Raw genomic sequence first — 23,428 nt, forward strand, 5'->3', positions numbered from 1 at the left:
CTGTAGCAAGTCTACTTCGTCGCGCCGCGTTTCAGGTGCTCGTCCAGACGCGGCATGATCTCCACGAAATTGCAGGGCATATGGCGGTAGTCGAGCTGCGCCTCTAGGATGCCGTCCCACGCATCCTTGCAGGCGCCGGGAGAGCCCGGCAGCACGAAGATGAAGGTGGCGTTGGCGACACCCGCCGTGGCGCGCGACTGAATTGTCGAGGTGCCGATCTTGTCGTAGGAAATCCGGTGGAACACCGCCGAAAATCCATCCATCCGCTTTTCGAAGAGTGGTTCCAGGGCGTCGGGTGTCACGTCGCGGCCAGTAAAGCCGGTCCCGCCCGTGGTGATGATGACGTCGATTTCCTTGGCTTCCGTCCAGGCCCGCACGCGTGCGGTGATCCTCTCGCGGTCGTCAGGCACGATGTCGCGGTCGATCAACTGATGTCCGGCTTCCGCAATCCGTGCCGCGAGCGTATCGCCGGATTTGTCATCGGCCAGCGTGCGCGTATCCGAAACTGTCAGCACGGCGATACCGAGGGGAACAAAAGCGCGCGTTTCGTCCAAGCCTGCCATCATACACCTCCTGCAAAAGTCTCCGTTGCCTGGAAATACCAGTCCGGGCGGGCGGCGTGAAGACGCTCGGCTGCACGCAACGCAGCAACGGGTGTCTCGAAGATGCCGAAGCAGGTCGCGCCAGAGCCGGACATGCGGGTGAAAAGCGCGCCTTCCGCTGTGAGCATGTTCGAAATCTCGGCGATTTCGGGAACCAGCTCTCGCGCCGGCGGCTCGAGATCATTGCGTGTCGCCCGTATGGCGTCCATCCAGTGCGGCGTTTTGATCAGGACCAGCGGAGGATTGTTCTTGGTCGCAAGCCGCCGGAAAACCTCGGGCGTGGAAACACCTTTCAAAGGGTTGGCAAGCACCATGGCGAAGGAGGGTAGGGCATCGGCCGTCTCGATCTCTTCGCCGATACCGCGTGCGATCAACGGCGCGCTTTTGAGGCACATCGGCACGTCGGCTCCAAGTTTCAGTGCCAGTGCGGCAATGGTGTCAGCCGGAAGTGCAACATCCCACAGGCGCATCAGCCCGCGCAGCGTCGCTGCGGCATCGGCGGAACCGCCCCCGATGCCGGAAGCGACCGGCAGGTTCTTTTCCAGATGGATGCGAACAGGCGGAGCCCCGCCTGCCGCTTCCCGCAGCAGGTCACGCGCCTTCAGTACCAGATTGGTGCCGGGATCATCGGCAAGCACATCGGCGAACTGGCCGGAAAGCGTGAAATCATCGGCATCGGCAGCCGCAAAACCCAACCGGTCGCCGTGCCGTGCAAACGTCACCAGCATTTCGAGAAGATGATAGCCGTCAGGCCTCTGGCCCGTCACATGCAGGGCAAGATTGATTTTTGCGCAGGCGTCTTCAGCAATGGCGAAGTCGCCGAGCCCGGAAAGCAGCATGCCCGCTTCAGGCATGCGGCGTCAGGATTTCTTGTCGACCGGCGGCGGCGTCACCGGCTGCGGGTCCGGCTGCTTCTTGTCGACGGTCTTAGAGTCGTCATCCTGTGCAGGCAAACCGTTGGCGACCTTTTCCTTGATCTTCGGGATCTGAGCTTCCTCGGGTTGCGAGGCGAGCGCCCGGTTCCACTGATAGACGGCTTCCAGCTTGCGGCCCACACGCCAGTAGGCATCGCCGAGATGGTCGTTGATTGTCGCGTCGCCAGCCTTGATCTGCGCCGCACGTTCCAGCTCGTCGACAGCATCGTTGTAACGGTTGAGGCGGAAATAGGCCCAGCCGAGCGAATCGATGATGTAGCCGTCGTCAGGACGGAGCTCGACGGCTTTCTTGATCATCTCAAGGCCTTCGTCGAGGTTGCGGTTCATGTCGATCCAGGAATAGCCGAGATAGTTCAGAACCTGCGGCTGGTTCGGATTGAGGTCGAGCGCCTTGCGGAAGTTAGGTTCCGCCTGATCCCACTTCTTCAGCCGCTCATAGGCGATGCCACGCTGGAAGAAGACGCTCCAGTCAGCGCGGCCCGGCAGCGGCCCGATAACCTCGACAGCCTTGTCGTAATTGTCGGCCATCGCCTGATAGTCTTTGGCGTCGGAAAGTACGCTGCCATAGGCGAGATAGCTTCTGACATCCTGCGGGTCGGACGTGATCAACGCCTGCAGGTGCTTGCGGGCCTCGTCCACCTTGCCGCCCTGGGCGAGCGCCAGGCCGAGCTGCAGTTCGGAAATGCGGCGCATCGGTGAATTCGCCGGCACTTTCTGGTAAAGCGCGATCGCACGGTCCATCTGGTTCTGCTTCTCGGCAATGCCGCCGAGCAGCACCAGCGTATCGGCGCTGTTCGGATCAAGCGCGTTGGCCGTCTGCAGATAGAGCGAGACAATGTCTTCGGCGCCGTCACGGTTCAGCGCGCCGCCGACAGAGAAGAGCACGCCGGCAGCCCCTTCTTCGGCGCTCTTGACCTGCTGCTCCTGCTTCTCGCCTTTCTCTATGCTGTCGCGCAGCGCGTTCAGAGGTGCGTAGTTCGGCAGCAGGTTGTCACCGACCGAGACGGCGTCGAGCGCCTTCTGCTTGTTGCCCTGCGAGGCTTCGAGGCGGGCGAGCGCCATGATGGCGCGCAGGAAGGTGTCAGGGGCAGTCGCGCCGCCTTCCTTGTCCAGCACGGCATCGTTGAGATGCCGGCGGGCGGATTTGACGTCGCCGTTGACGATAGCGATCGCACCGGCATTGTAGTTCTGGAAGATGCGGACCCAATCAGGTCCCTTCATCTTCTCGACCATCGCGAGCCCTTCCTTGCCGCGGCCGGCGCCGACGCGCGCCCAGGCAAGCAAAAGGTCGTTCATCATGCGGTCGAGATCGTTCGGCCCGTCATATTTCAGGATCGATTCCGCCGTCTTGAACTCGCCGCGGCGCATCGCATCCATGCCGCGCACGATCGTGGTAATCCGCTCGACGGTCGGGTCGCCCTTCAGGTCGTTGGCATATTTCACGCCATCCTTGATGTCGCCGTTGAGCAGCAGCGAGATCATCAGGCGTTGGCGGATTTCCGGATTGCCCGGCTCGATTTGCAAGGCTTTCTTGTAGAGCTCGATCGCCGTCGGATAGTCATGGTCCACATCGGCCGTGCGGGCAGCGAGAAACGCGCCCGAGAAAGTGGTGACGCTGTCCGGATCGAAAGTTACGGTCTTGCCGGCATCATCCGCCTTGGCCGCGTCTTCGGCGTTCACGCCGCCGATCCCACCGAGCGAAAGGACCGCCGCCAGGGCTGCGCTCGAAAGGAGACGGGTGACAAATCTCTGCCGCATTAGAAAACCTTTCTTCAGGGACGGCCGGAGCAACGCGCCGACCGCAAAATCAGTTGCAAACACTGATTCACAACAGGATGGCTTTTTTGAAGCGGCCCTGCAAGAAATTCAGGCTACGTTCAAGGACGTTTGATTAGCGCACGCCGCCCAAAGCTGTGTAGGCGGTTTTGTGCCTAAGATCGCGACACGCCTTAGTTTACGCGCTCGATGCAGAAGTCGATGACTTCCATCAGGGCTGATTTCCAGGGGCTGTCCGGCAGCGGCGCGAGCGCGTCCCGCGCAATCGTTCCATAGTGGACTGCCCGCTGGATAGTGTCGTTCAGCGTGCCATATTTAGTGATCAGGCCAAGCGCCTTTTCCAGATTGGCATCGCTGCCGTTGCCGCCCTCGATCGTATCGCGCCAGAAAGCGCGTTCGTCCTGCGTGCCGCGGCGATAGGCGAGGATGATCGGCAGCGTAATCTTGCCCTCGCGGAAGTCGTCGCCGACATTCTTGCCGAGATCGGCAGCCTTGCCGCCGTAGTCGAGCGCGTCATCGACGAGTTGGAAGGCGAGGCCGAGATTCATGCCGTAGGATTTCAGCGCATTGCGGCCGGACTTGTTGGTCTCGGCAACGATCGGCCCGACTTCGGCGGCGGCGGCAAAGAGTGCCGCCGTTTTGGCGCGGATGACGGACAGGTAGTCGTCCTCGGTCGTTTCCATATTCTTTGCGACGGAGAGCTGCAGCACTTCACCTTCGGCGATGACGCAAGCTGCAGAGGAAAGCACGTCGAGTGCCTCCAGCGAGCCGACTTCCACCATCATGCGGAAGGCCTGACCGAGCAGGAAGTCGCCGACGAGAACGCTTGCCTGGTTGCCCCAGATCGTCCGCGCAGTCGACTTGCCGCGGCGCAGGTCGCTTTCGTCCACCACGTCGTCATGCAGCAGCGTTGCCGTATGCATGAACTCGACCGAGGTCGCGAGTTTGATGTGGTTCTCGCCCCGGTAGCCGAAGAGCGAGGCTGCGGCGAGCGTCAGCATCGGCCGCAGGCGCTTGCCGCCGGAGGAGATGAGATGGTTCGCCACCTCCGGGATCATCTGGACATCGGAGCCGGCCTTGGAAAGGATAAGCTGGTTCACTCGCTCCATATCGGCCTTGGTGAGGTCCACCAGCGGCTTTATGGAAGCCAGTTTGTTTTTGTTTTCTTCAAGCGGTATGACCACGCCCAACGACCCGGACTCCTGTTCATTCGTTGCCTTTGACAATAGAAAGGGGCGATGGAGGCGGCAAGGGGTGAATTGTCGCTGCCAGCAAATTCGGAAGGGAAAATGACGGCAAATGCATGAGCTTATCCGCGCAAACGACCCTGTCCTGCTCTCATTTGCCGAGAGCCTCATGAAGGATGCGGGCATTGCTTGCTTCATCGCCGATCAGGGCATGAGCGTGCTGGAGGGCTCGCTCGGCATGCTGTCGCGCCGCCTGCTGGTAGACGAGGCGATGGCCGATCAAGCCCGGCGCATCTTGACCGATGCCGGCCTCGGGGCTGAGCTTCGGGAGCGGAAATGAAAAAAAATGACGCAGGCCGTGGCTGACACCATAGACGCCTTTCATCGCGGCCTCTTCTACATCGTCCAGCCGAAGGGTAGGGGGCATCGTGCCGGCATGGATGCCATGCTGCTAGCTGCCCTCGTCGCCGATGATCGCCCAATAAAAGTGGCCGATCTCGGTGCTGGTGCAGGTGCGGCGGGTCTTGCCGTTGCGTCCCGCCTTCCGAAGGCTGAGGTCGTGCTATTCGAGCGATCGGCAGAGATGGCCAACTACGCCCGCCGCAGCATCGACCTGCCTGACAACGCCCATATGGCGGGCCGCGTCTCGGTCATCGAGGCCGATGTCACGCTGACGGCCAAGGCACGCAATGATGCAGGCCTGCTCGACGAAAGCTTCGATCACGTTATTATGAACCCGCCGTTCAACGATGCCGGCGATCGCAGGACGCCGGATGCGCTGAAGGCCGAGGCGCATGCCATGACGGATGGCCTGTTCGAACGCTGGGTTCGCACGGCCGGCGCCATCATGATACCGGGCGGACAACTGTCGCTGATCGCGAGGCCGCAATCGATCGCCGAGATCATCGATGCCTGCGGCAAGCGCTTCGGCGGCATCGAGATCACTGCCATCCATCCGCGTGAAGGGGAAAATGCCGTCCGCATCCTCGTGACGGCGATCAAAGGCTCACGGGCACGGCTGTCGTTGCGTGCGCCCCTGATCATGCACGAAGAGGGGAGCCACAAGTTCTCCCCTCTCGTCGATGATTTCAACAATGGCCGTGCAGCCTATGCCAGGCTCTGAAGCCAATTCAGGAATTGCCCGAGAACAGGTTAGCCTCCGGTCACGAAGTCGAGGAGCAACTTGACGTTCAGACCGGCGATCACGACAGCGACCACATAGGCGACGGCGCTCAGCCACTTCGGGGCGACCAGTTCGCCCATTTTCGCCCTGCTCGCTGTGAACATGACGAGCGGGAAAACGGCGAAGGAAAGCTGCAGGCTGAGTACCACCTGTGTCAGGATCAGCAGTTCAGCCGTGCCTTGATCGCCGTACCAGATCGTCACGAAAGCCGCGGGAACGATGGCGATGGCGCGGGTGATCAGGCGGCGCACCCAGGGTTTCAGCCGGATTTTCAGGAAGCCTTCCATGACGATCTGCCCGGCAAGCGTGGCGGTGACCGTGGAATTCAGGCCGCAGCAGAGCAGCGCGATGCCGAAGAGCGTGGGTGCAATCGCAAGACCGAGCAGCGGCGACAGCAGCGAATGCGCCTCACCGAGTTCCACCACATCCGTCTTGCCATTGGCATTGAAGGCGGCTGCGGCAAGGATCAGGATCGAGGCGTTGATCAGCAGTGCGAAGCAGAGCGCCACGGTGGAGTCGATTGTCGCAAAGGTCAGCGCTTCCTTCTTTTCCGGCACGGTATGGCCGTAGGAGCGCGTCTGCACGATGCCGGAGTGAAGGTAGAGATTGTGCGGCATCACGGTCGCGCCCAGAATGCCGAGCGCCAGGTAGAGCATTTCCGGATTGGTGACGACCTCTGTTGTCGGTAGGAAGCCCCTGATGACGGCGCCCCATTGCGGGTCGGCAAGGAAGATCTGTACCGCAAAGCAGATCGCGATGACGCCGAGCAGCGTGATGATGAAGGCCTCGATCCAACGGAAGCCGAGCCTTTGCAGCAGAAGGATGACGAAGACGTCGAGCGCGGTGATCAGCACGCCGATTTCAAGTGGAATGCCGAAAAGCAGATTGAGGCCGATCGCCGTGCCGATCACCTCTGCAATATCGGTGGCGATGATGGCGATTTCCGCAAAGGCCCAGAGCGGCACGGCAACATAGCTCGGATAGGCATCGCGGCAGGCCTGCGCGAGGTCGCGGCCGGAACCGATCGCAAGGCGCGCGCAAAGTGACTGCAGCACGATCGCCATGATGTTCGAAAGCAGTGCGACGGTCAGCAGCGCATAGCCGAACTTCGACCCGCCGGCGAGCGAGGTTGCCCAGTTGCCGGGGTCCATGTAGCCGACCGCTACCATATAGCCGGGGCCGAGGAAGGCTGCCGCGCGCCGCCACGTGGAACTGTGCCGTCCCGTACCAACCGAACGGTAGACGTCGGAGAGTGAAGCCTCCCCGCGCTCGGTCCGCCAGCCGCCCTTTCCATTCGGATTTATAACGTCCATGCCATTCTCACCTGTTTGCCAAGCCGGCACTATGCCTGACTAGAATGATAATGCAAGTCATTCGCAATAAGAAAGTGGAGGGTCGACGTTTTGAGAACGTGGCCATTGCGTTTGTCGTTGCAGCGCATACATGCAATGCCCTTGTAATGTGCATATGCATGCTGGCGCTGCCGATCATAGTGAAGGAAGAGAAATGGCTGGATTTCTGAGAAAGCTGATGCCGAAGCGGTTTCGCGGGGACGGGATCGTCATCCCCGTCGTCAGGCTGCAGGGCGCGATCATCAGTGGCGGCGGCCAGTTTCGCCCGACCCTCAATCTCGCCAATGTCGCGCCGGTTCTGGAGAAGGCCTTCTCCGCGAAGGACACGCCCGCCGTTGCCATCTCCATCAATTCGCCCGGCGGCTCGCCCGTCCAGTCCCGCCTCATTTTCACGCGCATCCGCGAACTTGCGCGCGAAAAGCAGAAGAAGGTGCTGGTCTTCGTGGAAGATGTCGCGGCGTCCGGCGGCTACATGATCGCGCTGGCGGGCGATGAGATCATCGCCGACCCGACATCCATCGTAGGCTCGATCGGCGTCGTCTCGGGCGGTTTCGGTTTTCCGGAACTATTGAAGAAGATTGGCGTGGAACGTCGCGTCTATACGGCTGGTGAAAATAAGGTGATCCTCGACCCTTTCCAGCCCGAGAAGGAAAAGGACATCGAATATCTGAAGAGCCTGCAGCTCGAGATCCACCAGGTCTTCATCTCCATGGTGCGCGAGCGTCGCGCCGGCAAGCTGATGGACGATGCGACCGTTTTCTCCGGCCTCTTCTGGAGCGGCACGCGCGGCCTGGAACTCGGCCTCATCGATGGGCTCGGCGACATGCGCCAGGAACTGAAGAAACGCTACGGCCAGAAAACCAAGCTGCAGCTCATCACAGCCACCCGCGGCCTGCTCGGCCGCCGCATTCCCGGTGTCTCGCCGGTCTCGCTTGAAGGTGCGGCGTCCGGTCTCGCATCGGGGCTTGTCGAAGCGGCTGAGGAAAGGGCATTGTGGAGCCGCTACGGGCTTTGACGGGAGAAACGAGGGGGATATGGCACAGCTTATCACGTTATTGATCCTCGTCTGCGCGGCCTGGTGGCTCTACCGTCGCTTCGTCTCCGACGCGCGGAAGCTTGCTGAAAAATCCCGCCGCGCCGAGAAGGAGCGCCAGACGGGAGCCATCGGCACGCTGGTGAAGGATCCGGCAACGGGTGAATATCGTCTCAAGCGGGAAGACGAATAACGCTTGGCGAAGCAGCATCTGGCTTTCGGCGAACACAGTGCAAAAGCCTTGACCCCTGCGGCGCTGCGTGGCACCTGTCGCGCTCTTACTCCAAGCAATCGGTGCCCTTCCATGTCCGCGACAATTCCAGACCATATGAACCCGAAGCGCTCGTTCCAGGCGCTGATCCTTACCCTGCATCATTACTGGGCGGACAAGGGTTGTGCGGTTCTGCAGCCCTATGACATGGAAGTCGGCGCCGGCACTTTCCACCCGGCCACTACGCTGCGCGCTCTCGGCCCGAAGCCGTGGAAGGCAGCCTATGTTCAGCCCTCCCGCCGTCCCTCCGACGGCCGCTACGGTGAAAACCCGAACCGCCTGCAGCATTATTACCAGTATCAGGTCATCTTGAAGCCGAACCCGCCGAACCTGCAGGAGCTTTATCTCGGATCGCTCGCCGCCATCGGCCTCGATCCGCTGCTGCACGATATCCGCTTCGTCGAGGACGACTGGGAAAGCCCGACGCTCGGCGCCTGGGGCCTCGGCTGGGAATGCTGGTGCGACGGTATGGAGGTCTCGCAGTTCACCTATTTCCAGCAGATCTGCGGCATCGAATGCTCGCCGGTTGCGGGTGAACTGACCTACGGTCTCGAGCGCCTCGCCATGTATGTACAGGGCGTCGACAATGTCTACGATCTGAACTTCAATGGCCGCGAAGGCGACGAGAAGATCAGCTATGGCGATGTCTTCCTGCAGGCCGAGCAGGAATATTCCCGCCATAATTTCGAATTCGCCAATACCGAGATGCTGCATCGCCATTTCATCGATGCCGAGAAGGAATGCCAGGCGTTGCTCGCCGCCGGCGCTCCCGGCGACAATGCCAACCAGCGCCTGCACAAATGCGTCTTCCCGGCCTATGATCAGTGCATCAAGGCCAGCCACGTCTTCAACCTGCTCGATGCTCGCGGTGTTATCTCCGTGACCGAACGCCAGAGCTACATCCTGCGCGTGCGCACGCTCGCCAAAGCTTGCGGCGAAGCCTTCCTGCTGACGGATGCGGGTGGTTTTGACTTCGTAAACGCAGCAGCCTGATCCCGCGGCGCAAGGAACACTTGCGCCGCCTTCCCCGTTTGACGATCTCTGCAAAACCCGCGTAGTCTCCCGCCACATTGGCTTTTCGGGGGATTCGCGATGTATATCGCTCTTGGCGTCATCGTTCTGATCGCACTCTACGTCATCTTCATCTATAACGGCCTCGTCCGTTCCCGGCAGATGGCCGAGGAAGCCTGGTCCGGCATCGATGTGCAGCTGAAGCGCCGCGCGGACCTGATCCCGAACCTGATCGAGACGGTTAAAGGCTATGCCGCCCACGAGAAAAGCACGCTCGAAGAGGTCGTCGAGCTTCGCAACAAGGCGCAGGCCGTGCCGTCGGGTGACGTCGCCGGCAGGGCGCAGGCGGAAGGTCTGCTTGGCCAGGCGCTCGGCCGGGTGTTGGCGCTCGCCGAAGCCTATCCCGATCTCAAGGCCAACCAGAATTTCTCCGAGCTTCAGGCCTCGCTGGAAACGATGGAAAGCGAAATCCAGATGGCGCGGCGCTATTACAATGGCGCTGCCCGTGACCTGAACGTCAAGGTCGAGAGTTTCCCCTCGAACCTCGTCGCCGGCCAGTTCGGCTTCGCCAAGCGCGAATATTTCGAAATCGCCAACGAGGCGGACCGCGCCGTACCGACGGTCAAGTTCTGACCTTTGTCTTTGCGCAAAAACTGCTATGAGCAGTCCGATATGGCCGATCGCGGCCGCTGCAATCGACAGAAGAGACAAGCGCAATGAGTAAAGCCAAGCTCACCATCATCCCGCCGGGCAAGCCGCTGGCCGGTCGTGCCGTGCCGCCGGGCTCGAAGTCGATCACCAACCGTGCGCTGCTGCTGGCAGGCCTTGCCAAGGGCACGAGCCGGCTGACCGGCGCGCTGAAGAGCGACGACACGAAATATATGGCCGAGGCGCTCAGGGCCATGGGTGTGCAGATCGACGAGCCCGACGAGACGACCTTCGTCGTGACCGGCAGCGGTAAGCTTCATCAGCCGAAAGCGCCGCTCTTCCTCGGCAATGCCGGCACGGCGACGCGTTTCCTGACGGCTGCGGTTGCCTCCGTCGAAGGCACGGTGGTGATCGATGGCGACGAGCATATGCGCAAGCGGCCGATCGGCCCGCTGGTTGCAGCGCTGAAGTCACTTGGACTTGATGCAGAGGCGCCGACCGGCTGCCCGCCGGTAACCGTGCGCGGCAACGGACATTTCGCGTCCGGCCGCGTCGAGATCGATGCGGGGCTGTCCAGCCAGTATGTATCGGCCCTTCTGATGGCAGCACCGCTCGCCAAGCAGGGGGCCAACGCGCCTGTCACGATTGCGCTTGCCGGTACCGATATCGGCGCCCGCGGTTATGTCGATCTGACGCTTGCCGCTATGGAGGCCTTCGGCGCCAAGGTGGAGCAGCTCGATGCGGCGACCTGGCGTGTCCAGCCGACCGGCTATACAGCAGCCGATTTCGTCATCGAGCCGGATGCATCCGCAGCGACCTATCTCTGGGCGGCCGAAGTTTTGAGCGGCGGCAAGATCGACCTTGGAGTGGCGAACGATGCCTTCACCCAGCCGGATGCCAAGGCTTATGAGACGATCGCCAAGTTCCCGCATCTGCCGGCCGAAATAGACGGTTCGCAGATGCAGGACGCTGTCCCGACGATCGCCGTCCTTGCCGCTTTCAACGAGACGCCGGTCCGCTTCGTCGGCATCGCCAACCTGCGCGTCAAGGAATGCGACCGTATTCGCGCCGTGTCGACGGGGCTCAACAATATCCGCGAAGGTCTGGCAGTCGAGGACGGTGACGATCTGATCGTCCATTCAGATCCCGATCTCGCGGGTCAGACGCTGCCGGCCGAGATCGACACCTTTGCCGATCATCGCATCGCCATGAGTTTTGCGCTTGCCGGCCTGAAGATCGATGGCATCACGATTCTCGACCCTGACTGCGTCGGCAAGACCTTCCCGGCTTACTGGCGCACGCTTGCGGGGCTGGGAGTAGCCTACAAAGACGAAGCCTAGGGAACGCGAGACGCCATAGGCTGAACCGCAATCGGGGGAGGGGACATGGTCCAGCGGTTTATCGGCATTTGCTTCGCGCTATTGCTGATGCTGACGGCGCGGGCAGCCATAAGCGCAGAATTCATCGCCTCCTTCGATTCCGCCATCCAGTTGGAAAAGAGCGGCGCGATGACGGTTGCGGAAACGATCACCGTCAATGCCGAAGGCGATCGCATCCGGCGAGGCATCTTCCGCGATTTTCCGCTGACCTTCAGGGATGCGAGCGGCCGACGCCGCAGCGTCGATTTTAGCGTCGTCTCGGTCAAGCGCGACGGCAGGGACGAGCCCTGGCACACGGAGTCCGTCACCGGCGGCATCCGCATCTATGCCGGCTCCGAAGACGTGACGATCTCTCCCGGCCGCCACCAATATGTCTTCACCTATAAGACGAACCGTCAGATCCGTTATTTCGATGATCATGATGAGCTTTATTGGAACGTCACCGGCAACGGCTGGATTTTTCCGATCCGCTCGGCAGTAGTGACGGTCACCTTTCCGCAGGGCGTCGTGCCCGAAGATGTCATGGTCTTCACTGGCCCCATCGGTGCCACCGGCAAGAATGCTCGAGCGAACGTGGACGACGGCCGACTGGTCGTTGCAACCACGGCTCCCCTCGGCGAGGAGGAGGGGCTGACCTTTGCCGCGAAACTGCCGAAAGGTGCGATCGATCCACCGAGCGCCGATCAGGAGAGCAGTTGGTGGTTCAGCGATAACCGTGACTATTTTATTGGTTTCGGCGGTCTTATCCTCGTATTCCTCTATTACACGCGCTCCTGGTTGAAGGTTGGCCGCGATCCGGCGCGTGAGATCGTCGTACCGCGCTGGGATCCGCCCTCCGGTATCTCTCCGGCACTCGTCAATTACATCGATAACAGGGGCTTTTCCGGCCAGGGCTGGACGGCACTTTCGGCCACGGCGCTCGATCTTGCCGTGCGTGGTTATGTCAGGCTCGACGACCTCAAGGACTCCATTATCATCCGCCGCACCGACAAGCCGCCCGGCAAGGAGAAGCTCCAGGCTGGCGAGGCGGAACTCCTGAAGGCCGTGGGCGGCAGCGGCGATACGCTCACGATCGACAAGGCCAACGGCGAAAAGGTCAAATCCGTCGGGCAGAGCTTCCGGTCTTCGATCGAACGGGAGCATCGCGGCAAATATTACAATTCCAATGCCGGTTATATCACTGGCGGCGTGATCTTGAGCGCCGCGGCCCTGGTAGCGCTCTTCGTCTTCGGTTCGCTGGAGCCGGATACGATCGTGCTGATGATCATCCCCATCGGCATTTCCATTTTCCTGTCCGTCTTCGTGGCGGGTTTTGTGAAGGCGCTGCATCCCGGCCGCTCGCTTATGAGCAAGATTTTCGCGGTCATTGCCATTGCGATCGCCGTTTTTGTGGGCTTAAGCATTCTCTCGGCCGTCGTGCTGGCGCTCGGCTCTTCGCTGATGGAATTCCACGAAACGCCCATGCTCTTTGCGGTCGGCGGCATCGTGCTCTTCAATATCCTCTATTTCTTCATCATGGGGGCGCCGACGCCGCTTGGCGCCAAGATGACGGCCGGTGTCGATGGCCTGCGGCAATATCTGACGCTCGCCGAAAAAGACCGCATGAACATGGCGGGCGCACCGCAAATGTCGCCGCAGCATTTCGAAACCCTGTTGCCCTATGCCGTGGCGCTCGGTGTCGAAAAGCCCTGGTCGCGCACCTTCGAGACTTGGCTGGCTGCGGCTTCCGCAGGGGCCGCCGCGGCCGCCTATAATCCCACCTGGTATTCCGGCAATTTCAACAGCGGCAGTTTTTCCGATCGCATCGGCAGCTTCTCCTCGTCGATGGCCTCGACGATTGCCTCCACCATTCCGTCACCGCCGCCCTCCAGTTCGTCCTCGGGTTTTTCCGGCGGCGGCTCGTCCGGCGGAGGCGGCGGTGGTGGCGGAGGCGGGGGCTGGTAAGCTTTCCCGCTTGACCTTTCGGGCCTTCCCGCTTAACCGCCAGACCAACAGGCTAGGCCAATAGGCCAGAGCAGAGCAATTCCAGGAAAAGTGGGAACCGGTTTTCCGTCCGGGATTACGAAAAAAAAATAGGATAGAGCGCCTCCGCCGGTTCCGCTTTAGCGGGAAGCGCTCTAGCAGCAAAAGGGATCAGGCATGAAGGTTCTGTTGATCGGATCGGGCGGACGCGAGCACGCACTGGCCTGGAAGCTGGCGCAATCGCCGCTGATGACGGAATTCTACGCCGCACCCGGCAACCCCGGCATCGCCGAACATGCGACACTGGTCTTGGTCGATATCGATGACCACGATGCGGTCGTCGCCTTCTGCCGGCAAAAGGCGATCGATTTCGTCGTCGTCGGACCGGAAGCCCCGCTGGTTGCCGGCATCGCCGACAGGCTGCGCGCCGCAGGCTTTGCAGTCTTCGGCCCGTCAGCGGCCGCTGCCCAGCTCGAAGGCTCCAAAGGCTTCACCAAGGACATCTGCGCCCGCTACGACATTCCGACCGGTGCCTATCAGCGTTTCAACAACGCGCCAAAGGCCAAAGCCTATATTCGTGAGCAGGGCGCCCCGATCGTCGTCAAGGCCGATGGCCTCGCCGCCGGCAAGGGCGTCACGGTCGCCATGACGCTGGACGAGGCGCTGGCCGCGGTGGACGATTGTTTCGAAGGCGCTTTCGGGGAGGCAGGAGCCGAAGTCGTCGTCGAAGCCTATCTCGATGGAGAGGAAGCGAGCTTCTTCTGCCTTTGCGATGGAAAGAGCGCTCTGCCGCTGGCAACCGCACAGGATCACAAGCGCGTTGGCGAGGGCGATACCGGCCCGAATACCGGCGGTATGGGCGCCTATTCGCCGGCACCCGTCATGACGGCCGAGATGACCGAGCGCACGATGAAGGAGATCATCGAACCGACCATTCGCGGCATGGCCGAAAGCGGCCATGCCTTCAGCGGAGTTTTCTTTGCGGGCCTGATGATCACCGCCAAGGGGCCGGAACTCATCGAATACAATGTCCGCTTCGGCGATCCGGAATGCCAGGTGCTGATGATGCGGCTGAAGAGCGATCTCCTGCCGCTGTTGCTCGCCTGTGCCAACGGCACGCTGGACCAGTTCAAGGCGGAATGGACCGACGATCCGGCGCTGACCGTCGTCATGGCCTCGAAAGGCTATCCGGGCGCCTATGAGAAGAACACCCCGATCCTCGCACTGCCGGAAGCCGGTGAGGGAGAGAAGGTGTTTCAGGCCGGCACATCGCTGAAGGATGGCGCGCTTGTCGCCACCGGCGGCCGCGTCCTGAACGTGACGGCTACGGGCCGCACGGTCGGCGAGGCAAAGGACCGCGCCTATGCTCTGCTGGACGGGGTGAAATGGGAAAACGGCTTCTGCCGCCGCGATATCGGCTGGCGCGCGGTCGAACGCGAAAAGGCATAGAGAGCGGCCGGACGACGGCTCGTTTCGCTAAACTTTTACCCTTTCTTCTGACGGGATGGAAACAAAGCTGCGTTAATCTGGCTCCTAATGCATCGGACCGAAAAGCATGAAGCGGTTTTCGGACAATCCGATGCTTGAACAAAAATTGAGAGCTGCGGACCGTTTTCCGGTCGCGGCTCTCAAGCGAGACGGAGTAGCGTTGATGCGTCAGATTTTCCTCAGTGCAGTATTTCTGCTGGCGGCTGGTTCCGCCATGGCTGCCTCGATCGAAGTGATCGGGCCAAGCAGGCCGAAGGAAGCCGGCAGCATCATCACTGAAACTTGCGGCCACTGCCCACCGCTCCGGGCGGAAGCCTCCAAGAAGGAGTATTCGGTACCGGAGCTGCGTCCCGGCGCTTTCCAGCAAGCAGAGGTCCGTGACGTCGACGGCGAGAAGAAGATTTATCGCACCGAAAACTGGATGGGCGGCTCTCCCGTTCTCTTTGTGAGCAAGGCCACCCCCGAACAGATGCTGGCCCTTGCCCCGCCCGTGCCCGCCGAGGGTATCGATAATGAGGCGACGGCGGCCGTGGTCGGCGGCAATGCGAAACCCATAGCGGCCGGCATGGAACAGACCGCGCCTCTCAACGCTTCCGCCTTCGAGCTCCGTTTCTGACGCGGCCCCGCCCCACCCGATCAGAATTTCGATGCAGGGCTCCACTGCAGCCGACTGAACGCACTTCTGAAGAAAAGCAGGGGTGCGTTATGCTTTTTAAGTTAGTATATTCTAATATAATTGATTGAAATAATGAATTGCTGCAACTTATACAGGTCTGAAAGAAGATGCCCATCAATTTTACTGGGCATGTGGAGTAGAAATACCGCGTTCGTTAAAAGATAATTTAGTCATTCACCTTAATTTTACTTACCGAGGGACCGGGGGACGCATGATTGCGCTAGCTCAGCGCGCGATGTTTCGCGCGCAGGTCGGGAGTTGACCGATCCGGGATATTGCTTTTCACCTTTCCGTGAGGTCAATCATGAAGAAGCTCAAGATTGCCCATCAGCTTTTTGCGCTGGTCGGTGTTTTGATGGTCGCATTTGCAGTCGCAACCTATTTTGAAATACGTACATCCGAGCAGGCGATCTATGACGAGCGCTTCGACATGCTTCGCACGCAGGTCGAATCGGGCATCTCGGTTCTCAACACGTTCTACGAACGCGAGAAGGCCGGCCAGATGACGCATGAGGCTGCCCAGGCAGAAGCCTTTGACATCCTGAAGCGCGTGACTTTCCAGCCATCAGGCTATCTTTTCGGCTTCGACTACAACGTCATCCAGCTCTTCCATCCGAGCCCAGTGAATCTCGGCAAGGACATGAGCGGCCAGGTCGACAAGACGGGCGCGAAATTCAGCCAAGCCCTTGTCGACCACGGCAAAGCTGGCGGCGGCCGCACCTACTATTATTGGACCAAGCCCGGTCAGCCGGAAGATCAGGTCTTTCTGAAGGGCGGCTATTCCAAGGCTTTCGAACCCTGGAAGGTCGTCGTTGGTACCGGCGTTTATCTCGACGACCTGCAGCAGAAGGTCAATGCCACAATCTGGAAGGCGCTGACTGCCTCGCTGATCGTCTTCGTCGGCGGCATGGCGGTTGCGGCTTATTTTATCCGCGGCATATCGAACCCTCTGAAGGACGTGCACACCGCGCTGCAGGCTGTTGCAGACGAAGATGTGTCGCTTGATATCCCGCATACGGGCATGAACAACGAAGTCGGCATGATGGCGAAGGCGACGCAGGCGCTGCAGGAAAAGATCAGGGAACGTCACGCGATGTCCGATCGCGAGGCTGCCCAGCAGCTGGCGCTCGAAAGCGAGCGCGAAACCAACCTGCGCCATCAGCAGGACGAAGCCTCGCTGCAGGCTCGTGTCGTCAGCACCATCGGCCAGGCGCTGGAGCAGATCGCCCACGGCGACCTGACGGTGCGTTGCGCCGACATCGGCCAGAAATACGCGGCTCTGCGCGACAACTTCAACGATGCGCTCTCGCATCTGGAAGCCGCCATGGCCCAGGTCAGCGCCAAGGGCGGCGATATCGGCGTCGCCAAGGAAGAAATCCGCCGTGCCTCCAACGAACTGTCGCAGCGCACCGAGCGCCAGGCCGCAAGCCTGGAGGAAACCTCGGCGGCTCTCGACGAGTTGACCGTCGCCGTCCGCCAGACGGCCGATGGTGCCCATGAGGCGAGCAAGCGGGTTCACTCAGTCTCGACCGAAGCCACCCATAGCGATGCGATCGTCACCCAGGCGATTGAAGCCATGAGCGGCATCGAAAAGTCGTCGTCGGAAATCACCAAGATCATCGGCGTCATCGACGAGATCGCCTTCCAGACGAACCTGCTGGCTCTGAATGCCGGTGTCGAGGCAGCGCGTGCCGGCGAAAGCGGCAAGGGCTTTGCCGTCGTCGCCCAGGAAGTCCGCGAACTGGCCCAGCGCTCGGCGGCTGCCGCCAAGGAGATCAAGGATCAGATCGCCCGCTCGTCCAGCCAGGTCGATCATGGCGTCCGCCTCGTCGGCGAGGCAGGCGAAGCGCTGAAGCGCATCTCCGATCAGATCAAGGCCGCCAACGAGATTGTCGCCAAGATCGCCCACAGCGCCTCCGAACAGGATACGACGCTGCGCTCGATCTCGTCGTCGATGAACCAACTCGACGCCGCCACCCAGCAGAACGCCGCCATGGCCGAAGAGACCACGGCATCGGCCGAAACGCTGGCTGCCGACACCGACGAACTGCTCAGCCTTATCAGAGGCTTCCGCGTCGGCAACGCCGCAGCCGCTCCCGCCATGCATCAGGGTCGCCGCGCCGCATAAACGGGCGCAGACGTCAGGCCTTTTCATCACCAAAGCATTAGCGGCCGTCGGATGTAAATCCGGCGGTTTTGCTTTTGACACCCCCCGGATTTATAGGGAGATTTTGTCCAAAATCTAATAAAATTAAAGCTTTATTATAGGATGAATGCCAATCGTAGCTAACCGGTCGCAGCATGTTCCTTTAGCAGCGGTAGATGCGTCGCCTTCATCCGGCGCGCTCGCACAGGCGGTATAAAACCGCACCGGAATGCAGCCACTCATTCCCGTTGCGAGGCATCATGAAAAATTTGAAAATATCGAAGCAGCTTATCTTGCTGGTCATCGGCCTGATGGTGGCGTTTGCAATCGCAACCACCCTCCAGGTCCGCTCCTCGGTCGATGCGATCTACAAGGAACGCTATGACATGCTGCGTTCGGAGGTCCAGTCCGCGGTCTCCGTTCTCAAGTTCTATCAGGCGAAGGTGACTTCAGGCGAAATGAAGCTGGAAGACGCCCAGAAACAAGCCTACGCCACCGTCAATGCCATGAAATACGATCCGGATGGCTATTTCTTCGGCTATGACTACGACGTCAAGATGATATTCCACTATGACGCCTCGAAAGTCGGGCAGATCAACAAGGGGCAGCCGGACAGCAAGGGCAAGCTCTATCGCGAAGAGCTGGTCAAGCTCGGGCAGCAGGGCGGTGGTCTTGTCGAATATTATTCCACAGCCAAACCCGGACAGCCTGTTGGCGATTATCGCAAGACGGCCTATGCAATGGCCTTCGATCCCTGGAAGGTTGTTGTTAGTAGCGGCGTCTACATGGACGATCTCGATGCCCAGGTGAACGACAAGATCCTTGCGGCGCTGTCTGGCAGTATTGTCCTGTTCTTCTTCGCCCTTGTCGCCGCCTATCTGGTCATCCGCGGCATATCGAACCCTCTGAAGGACGTGCACACCGCGCTGCAGGCTGTTGCAGACGAAGATGTGTCGCTTGATATCCCGCATACGGGCATGAACAACGAAGTCGGCATGATGGCGAAGGCGACGCAGGCGCTGCAGGAAAAGATCAGGGAACGTCACGCGATGTCCGATCGCGAGGCTGCCCAGCAGCTGGCGCTCGAAAGCGAGCGCGAAACCAACCTGCGCCATCAGCAGGACGAAGCCTCGCTGCAGGCTCGTGTCGTCAGCACCATCGGCCAGGCGCTGGAGCAGATCGCCCACGGCGACCTGACGGTGCGTTGCGCCGACATCGGCCAGAAATACGCGGCTCTGCGCGACAACTTCAACGATGCGCTCTCGCATCTGGAAGCCGCCATGGCCCAGGTCAGCGCCAAGGGCGGCGATATCGGCGTCGCCAAGGAAGAAATCCGCCGTGCCTCCAACGAACTGTCGCAGCGCACCGAGCGCCAGGCCGCAAGCCTGGAGGAAACCTCGGCGGCTCTCGACGAGTTGACCGTCGCCGTCCGCCAGACGGCCGATGGTGCCCATGAGGCGAGCAAGCGGGTTCACTCGGTCTCGACCGAAGCCACCCATAGCGATGCGATCGTCACCCAGGCGATTGAAGCCATGAGCGGCATCGAAAAGTCGTCGTCGGAAATCACCAAGATCATCGGCGTCATCGACGAGATCGCCTTCCAGACGAACCTGCTGGCTCTGAATGCCGGTGTCGAGGCAGCGCGTGCCGGCGAAAGCGGCAAGGGCTTTGCCGTCGTCGCCCAGGAAGTCCGCGAACTGGCCCAGCGCTCGGCGGCTGCCGCCAAGGAGATCAAGGATCAGATCGCCCGCTCGTCCAGCCAGGTCGATCATGGCGTCCGCCTCGTCGGCGAGGCAGGCGAAGCGCTGAAGCGCATCTCCGATCAGATCAAGGCCGCCAACGAGATTGTCGCCAAGATCGCCCACAGCGCCTCCGAACAGGATACGACGCTGCGCTCGATCTCGTCGTCGATGAACCAGCTCGACGCCGCCACCCAGCAGAACGCCGCCATGGCCGAAGAGACCACGGCATCGGCCGAAACGCTGGCTGCCGACACCGACGAACTGCTCGGCCTTATCAGAGGCTTCCGCGTCGGCAACGCCGCAGCCGCTCCCGCCATGCATCAGGGCCGCCGCGCCGCATAAACGGGGCGCAGACATCAGGCCTTTTCATCACCAAAGCATTAGCGGCCGTCGGATGTAAATCCGGCGGTCGTGTTCTTTTCAGCGGAGACGCCGGAAAGCGCTACATATTGCGCGCTGCATCGGAAACGCATGCCCGGAACCAGCGCTGCGCTGGATGTGCATCATTGCGCCGATGCCATGACAGGACAAAAGGAATGCTGTCGAGCGAGATGGGCGGCTCCAGCAAGGCGAGTTCGTCCGAATGGCCAGAAGCCGCCACGACACCAGCCATCAAGGTGGCGATCATGTTGGAGCGGGCAATCAGCAGCGGTGCGGCATACATATTCGGAAGGGTCAGCGCGAGCCGTCGCTGAAGCCCTTTTTTCGCCAGCGCCGCATCGACATGGCCGAAGCGCTCGTTCTCTGGCGAGACGAGCAGGTGCGGAAGAGCCAGAAATGCATCGAGATTGAGCGCGCTCCCTGCAGCCGGATGATCCTTCCTGACGATACAGACGAAACGCTCCTCGAACAGAGGCTGGGTCAGGATGCGTCCTGTTTTCGTTGCGGGCACGCCGACCGTAGCATCGACTTCTCCCGAATCCAGCAGGTCGATGGCGTCGTCACGCGCACTGAAATTCCTGACTTGCAATGTCGCGGCTGGAGCCGCCTTGGCGAGAAGAATAACGAGCCGCGGGAGAAGCGCGAAAGTCGGATGGTCGGAAAGGCCGACCGTGAAAGTCGCAGATGTGCTTGAGGGATCGAACGCCTGGATAAAATCAAGCGTGCGCTGGATTTCGGCAAGGGCACGCGACAAGGGTTCGGCGAGATCAAGCGCCCGTGGTGTCGGCTGCAGCCCCTGCGGTCCGCGCACCAGCAACTCGTCCTTGAGAAGGCTGCGCAACCGCGCCAAAGCAGCGCTCATCGCCGGCTGCGTTCGGCCGATGCGAATGCCGGCCTTCGTCACGCTCCGTTCTTTCATGAGCGCGTCGAAGGCGACAAGCAGATTGAGATCGATACCATGCAAATCCATGGCCTGGATGAATGCATATACCTCATATCGATTTCAAGCATGTTTCTGATGTCGCTAGGCTTGCCTGGTCGCAACGCAAACCAGGCAGGAGTTCATCATGCCATTCGCAAACTACAAGTTTCCCGAGGGTACTCTGACCGCAGAGCAGAAGGAGGATATCATTCTACGAACGACGGCCATGTTCGTCGACTTTTTCGGGGAGGGCGTTCGCCCCTACACCATGGTCCTCGTCGATGAGGTCGTCGACGGCGGTTATGGCCGCGCAGGCGAAACGCTCACCATCGCCAAGATGCAAAAGGAACGATGAGGGCAAAAGCAAAATGGGGCCGTTCGGCCCCATTTTTGTCTGTCGGCCGTTTAGCCGGCAATCTTCGAGAAGTCCGCCACCGTACCGGTCGCCGCGCGGATCATCCGCAGCAGTGCGAGACGGTTGGCGCGGATGGCGGCATCCTCGTCATTGACGAGCACGTCGGTGAAGAAGCGGTCGACGGGTGCGCGAAGCTTCGAGAGCGCTTCCATGGCCGAACGGAAATCTTCGTGAGCAACCGCGCCGGCAGCGTCGGACGAAGCCTTGGTGATGGCAGCGAACAGTTCCTTTTCGGCATCGAGCTTCAGCAGCGCTTCGGAAACACCATCTGCAACAACGGTGCCCTTCTTCTCCTCGGCGGCCAGAAGCTGCGTGGCTCGCTTGGTGCCGGCAAGCAGGTTGATTCCATCTTCCGAGGTGATGAAGGCCGTCAGCGCCTCGACACGGCGGGCGACCATCAGGAGATCGTCAGCTTCAGGCGTCAGCACGGCATCGATGAGGTCGTGGCGAGCGCCCTGATCGCGTAGATAGACCTTCAGGCGATCGTGGAAGAACGAGAGCAGGTCGAACTGACGCGACAGGTCGTCTGCGTCAACACTTGCGCCGATATCGGAATCTATCCGCTGCATATGAGAGACGATGCGCGGCAGCAGCGTCACCCGGACGCGCTGTTCGAGCAGGATGCGGATGATGCCGAGTGCGGCGCGGCGCAGCGCAAACGGGTCCTTCGAGCCTGTCGGCTTCTCGTCAATCGCCCAGAAGCCGATGAGCGTATCAAGCTTGTCGGCAAGCGCTACGGTGATCGCCGCCCTGTCCTCGGGCACGCGGTCCGACGGACCCTGAGGCTTATAGTGATCTTCGATGGCCGTCGAAACGGAGATGTTTTCGCCCTGCAGAACAGCATATTTACGGCCCATGACGCCCTGTAGTTCCGGGAACTCTCCAACGGCTTCGGTGCGTAGGTCTGCCTTGCAGAGAACGACGGCGCGGTCCACGACCTTGTAGTCGGCGCTGGCAGGCATGGCGATTTTGGCGGCCAGCGCCCGGATGCGCTCGACGCGGTCACCTTGCGTGCCGAGCTTGGCATGGAAGGTGACATCAAGCGCATCGAGCTTTGCCATGCGCTGGTCGAGCGGCTTGGCAAGGTCGAGATCGAATTTCTTCGCGGAGCTATCAAGCGTTTCGAGGTCCGGCAGGTTGCCCTGATCGCGCTTCCAGAAATGCAGCGCATCGGAGAGGCGGGCGCGCACGACCTTACCATTGCCGTGAATGATTTCCTTGCCGCCATCCGCCGCCTGGATGTTGGAGACGAGAATGAACTTGTTCGAAAGCGTCTCCTCGCCCTGTTTGCGGGTGACGAAGCACTTCTGGTTCGTCTTGATCGTCAGGCGGATGATCTCCGAGGGGATCGAGAGATAATCTTCCTCGAAAGAGCCCATCAGCACCTGCGGCCATTCGACGAGGCCGGACACCTCTTCCAGCAGCGCTTCGTCTTCCACCAGTTCCAGTCCGCTGGCGAAAGCGATGTCGCGTGCGTCATGCAGGATGATGTCCTTGCGGCGCTCCGCGTCGAGAATGACTTTCGCCTTTTCGAGGTTCGAGACGTAGTCGTCGAAGCGCTTGACGGTAATGGCATCGGGCGCATGGAAGCGATGGCCATAGGTCACGTTGGAAGCGATGATACCGTCGATCTCGAAGGGGATGACGACGGTTTCTTCATGCTCGCTGCCGAAGGTGCACACGATCGATTGCAGCGGGCGAACCCAACGCAGCGAGCCGGGCTGCGAAGAAGCCTTGCCCCAGCGCATCGATTTCGGCCACGGAAAATCCTTGATGATGCCGGGCATGACTTCGGCGATGATCTCTTCGGCGGCTCTGCCTGGCTTGGAGATGACGGCGACGTAGAAATCGCCCTTCTTCGGATCGCTGACGATCTGCGCTTCGGAAACCGAGGACAGGCCGGCGCCGCGCAGGAAGCCTTCGATCGCCTTCTCGTTGGCGTCGGTGCGCGGCCCCTTGCGTTCTTCGCGGATATCGGCGGAGCGGGCCGTCAGGCCGTGAATGTCGAGTGTCAGGCGGCGCGGCGTCCAGTATTCACGCGCCCCCTCATAGGTCAGTCCTGCTTCCACCAGGGCATCGGTGAGGAGCTTCTTGAGGTCACCGGCGGCCTTGCGCTGCATGCGGGCGGGGATCTCTTCGGAGCGAAGTTCGAGAAGCAGGTTCGGCATGGTACTCTTTTCCTGGCGCCTGCAGGGCAGGCAATCAAAAATGGTCGCCTCTGCTACCAAAGAATGCCGCATCTGCACAACCGCAAAAACAGGAGGCGAAAGGCTCAATTGCGCCTCAGATATATGGCTTAAACCGACAGGAGCGTTCCCT

At 60.8% G+C, this 23,428-nt stretch carries 20 protein-coding genes; 13 read left to right on the forward strand and 7 right to left on the reverse strand.

Annotated features, from left to right (window positions below; translation table 11 throughout):
* Positions 1-11: 11 nt before the first annotated feature.
* The 4 genes from moaB to KQ933_RS02250 form a co-directional block, all read right to left on the reverse strand.
* Complete coding sequence (gene moaB, locus KQ933_RS02235) at positions 12-563, reverse strand: molybdenum cofactor biosynthesis protein B (RefSeq protein ID WP_216757186.1); 552 nt, start codon at positions 561-563, stop codon at positions 12-14.
* Entirely contained in the window at positions 563-1,456 is an 894-nt protein-coding gene (locus KQ933_RS02240; RefSeq protein WP_216757187.1) for a 4-(cytidine 5'-diphospho)-2-C-methyl-D-erythritol kinase, read from the reverse strand. The genes moaB and KQ933_RS02240 overlap by 1 nt, the downstream gene beginning before the upstream one ends.
* A gap of 6 nt (positions 1,457-1,462) precedes the next feature.
* Entirely contained in the window at positions 1,463-3,295 is a 1,833-nt protein-coding gene (locus KQ933_RS02245; RefSeq protein WP_216757188.1) for a tetratricopeptide repeat protein, read from the reverse strand.
* A 191-nt stretch (positions 3,296-3,486) separates the two neighbouring features.
* Positions 3,487-4,503: a polyprenyl synthetase family protein gene (locus KQ933_RS02250; RefSeq protein ID WP_216757189.1), complete on the reverse strand. Its 1,017-nt coding sequence runs from the start codon at positions 4,501-4,503 to the stop codon at positions 3,487-3,489.
* 109 nt (positions 4,504-4,612) lie between these two features.
* Between KQ933_RS02250 and KQ933_RS02255 the strand changes: the two genes are divergently transcribed.
* Positions 4,613-4,840 carry a DUF2007 domain-containing protein gene (locus KQ933_RS02255; protein WP_216757190.1) on the forward strand — a complete coding sequence of 76 codons (228 nt, stop codon included), beginning with the start codon at positions 4,613-4,615 and terminating at the stop codon, positions 4,838-4,840.
* 6 nt (positions 4,841-4,846) lie between these two features.
* Positions 4,847-5,623, forward strand: a complete 777-nt coding sequence (locus KQ933_RS02260; RefSeq protein ID WP_216757191.1) for a tRNA1(Val) (adenine(37)-N6)-methyltransferase — start codon at positions 4,847-4,849, stop codon at positions 5,621-5,623.
* Between the two features lie 29 nt (positions 5,624-5,652).
* Here the strand turns inward: KQ933_RS02260 and KQ933_RS02265 are convergent, their stop codons facing one another.
* The gene (locus KQ933_RS02265) at positions 5,653-6,996 is read right to left on the reverse strand and encodes an Nramp family divalent metal transporter (RefSeq protein WP_216757192.1); all 1,344 of its coding nucleotides are present in this window, start codon (positions 6,994-6,996) and stop codon (positions 5,653-5,655) included.
* Between the two features lie 193 nt (positions 6,997-7,189).
* Here KQ933_RS02265 and KQ933_RS02270 point away from each other — a divergent pair, with 193 nt between their 5' ends.
* From KQ933_RS02270 to KQ933_RS02315, 10 genes are all read left to right on the forward strand, one after another.
* A complete protein-coding gene (locus KQ933_RS02270; protein WP_216757193.1) occupies positions 7,190-8,050 on the forward strand; it encodes a S49 family peptidase in 861 nt (286 codons plus the stop codon).
* A 19-nt stretch (positions 8,051-8,069) separates the two neighbouring features.
* Complete coding sequence (locus tag KQ933_RS02275; protein ID WP_216757194.1) at positions 8,070-8,261, forward strand: hypothetical protein; 192 nt, start codon at positions 8,070-8,072, stop codon at positions 8,259-8,261.
* A gap of 111 nt (positions 8,262-8,372) precedes the next feature.
* Positions 8,373-9,332, forward strand: coding sequence for a glycine--tRNA ligase subunit alpha (locus tag KQ933_RS02280; protein WP_216757195.1), 960 nt, complete (start codon positions 8,373-8,375; stop codon positions 9,330-9,332).
* A 99-nt stretch (positions 9,333-9,431) separates the two neighbouring features.
* The gene (locus KQ933_RS02285) at positions 9,432-9,983 is read left to right on the forward strand and encodes a LemA family protein (protein WP_216757196.1); all 552 of its coding nucleotides are present in this window, start codon (positions 9,432-9,434) and stop codon (positions 9,981-9,983) included.
* 83 nt (positions 9,984-10,066) lie between these two features.
* Positions 10,067-11,338 (forward strand): 3-phosphoshikimate 1-carboxyvinyltransferase, encoded by a 1,272-nt coding sequence (gene aroA / locus KQ933_RS02290; protein ID WP_216757197.1) that lies wholly within the window; start codon positions 10,067-10,069, stop codon positions 11,336-11,338.
* A gap of 45 nt (positions 11,339-11,383) precedes the next feature.
* Entirely contained in the window at positions 11,384-13,321 is a 1,938-nt protein-coding gene (locus KQ933_RS02295) for a DUF2207 domain-containing protein (protein WP_216757198.1), read from the forward strand.
* A 195-nt stretch (positions 13,322-13,516) separates the two neighbouring features.
* Positions 13,517-14,788 (forward strand): phosphoribosylamine--glycine ligase, encoded by a 1,272-nt coding sequence (gene purD / locus KQ933_RS02300; RefSeq protein ID WP_216757199.1) that lies wholly within the window; start codon positions 13,517-13,519, stop codon positions 14,786-14,788.
* Positions 14,789-14,990: 202 nt separating this feature from the next.
* Positions 14,991-15,443, forward strand: a complete 453-nt coding sequence (locus KQ933_RS02305; RefSeq protein WP_216757200.1) for a plant virulence effector HPE1-like domain-containing protein — start codon at positions 14,991-14,993, stop codon at positions 15,441-15,443.
* A gap of 364 nt (positions 15,444-15,807) precedes the next feature.
* Positions 15,808-17,631, forward strand: a complete 1,824-nt coding sequence (locus KQ933_RS02310; protein WP_216757201.1) for a methyl-accepting chemotaxis protein — start codon at positions 15,808-15,810, stop codon at positions 17,629-17,631.
* Positions 17,632-17,909: 278 nt separating this feature from the next.
* Positions 17,910-19,733: a methyl-accepting chemotaxis protein gene (locus KQ933_RS02315; protein ID WP_216757202.1), complete on the forward strand. Its 1,824-nt coding sequence runs from the start codon at positions 17,910-17,912 to the stop codon at positions 19,731-19,733.
* Between the two features lie 100 nt (positions 19,734-19,833).
* Here KQ933_RS02315 and KQ933_RS02320 read toward each other — a convergent pair whose 3' ends face one another.
* Positions 19,834-20,742, reverse strand: coding sequence for a LysR family transcriptional regulator (locus KQ933_RS02320; protein ID WP_216757203.1), 909 nt, complete (start codon positions 20,740-20,742; stop codon positions 19,834-19,836).
* Between the two features lie 97 nt (positions 20,743-20,839).
* Between KQ933_RS02320 and KQ933_RS02325 the strand changes: the two genes are divergently transcribed.
* A complete protein-coding gene (locus KQ933_RS02325) occupies positions 20,840-21,049 on the forward strand; it encodes a 4-oxalocrotonate tautomerase family protein (RefSeq protein ID WP_132652410.1) in 210 nt (69 codons plus the stop codon).
* Between the two features lie 50 nt (positions 21,050-21,099).
* On the opposite strand, the gene glyS is transcribed toward KQ933_RS02325, so the two are convergent.
* The gene (glyS, locus tag KQ933_RS02330) at positions 21,100-23,277 is read right to left on the reverse strand and encodes a glycine--tRNA ligase subunit beta (RefSeq protein WP_216757204.1); all 2,178 of its coding nucleotides are present in this window, start codon (positions 23,275-23,277) and stop codon (positions 21,100-21,102) included.
* Positions 23,278-23,428: the final 151 nt, after the last annotated feature.

Origin of the sequence: Rhizobium sp. WYJ-E13, from assembly GCF_018987265.1 — a bacterium.
GTDB lineage: Bacteria > Pseudomonadota > Alphaproteobacteria > Rhizobiales > Rhizobiaceae > Rhizobium.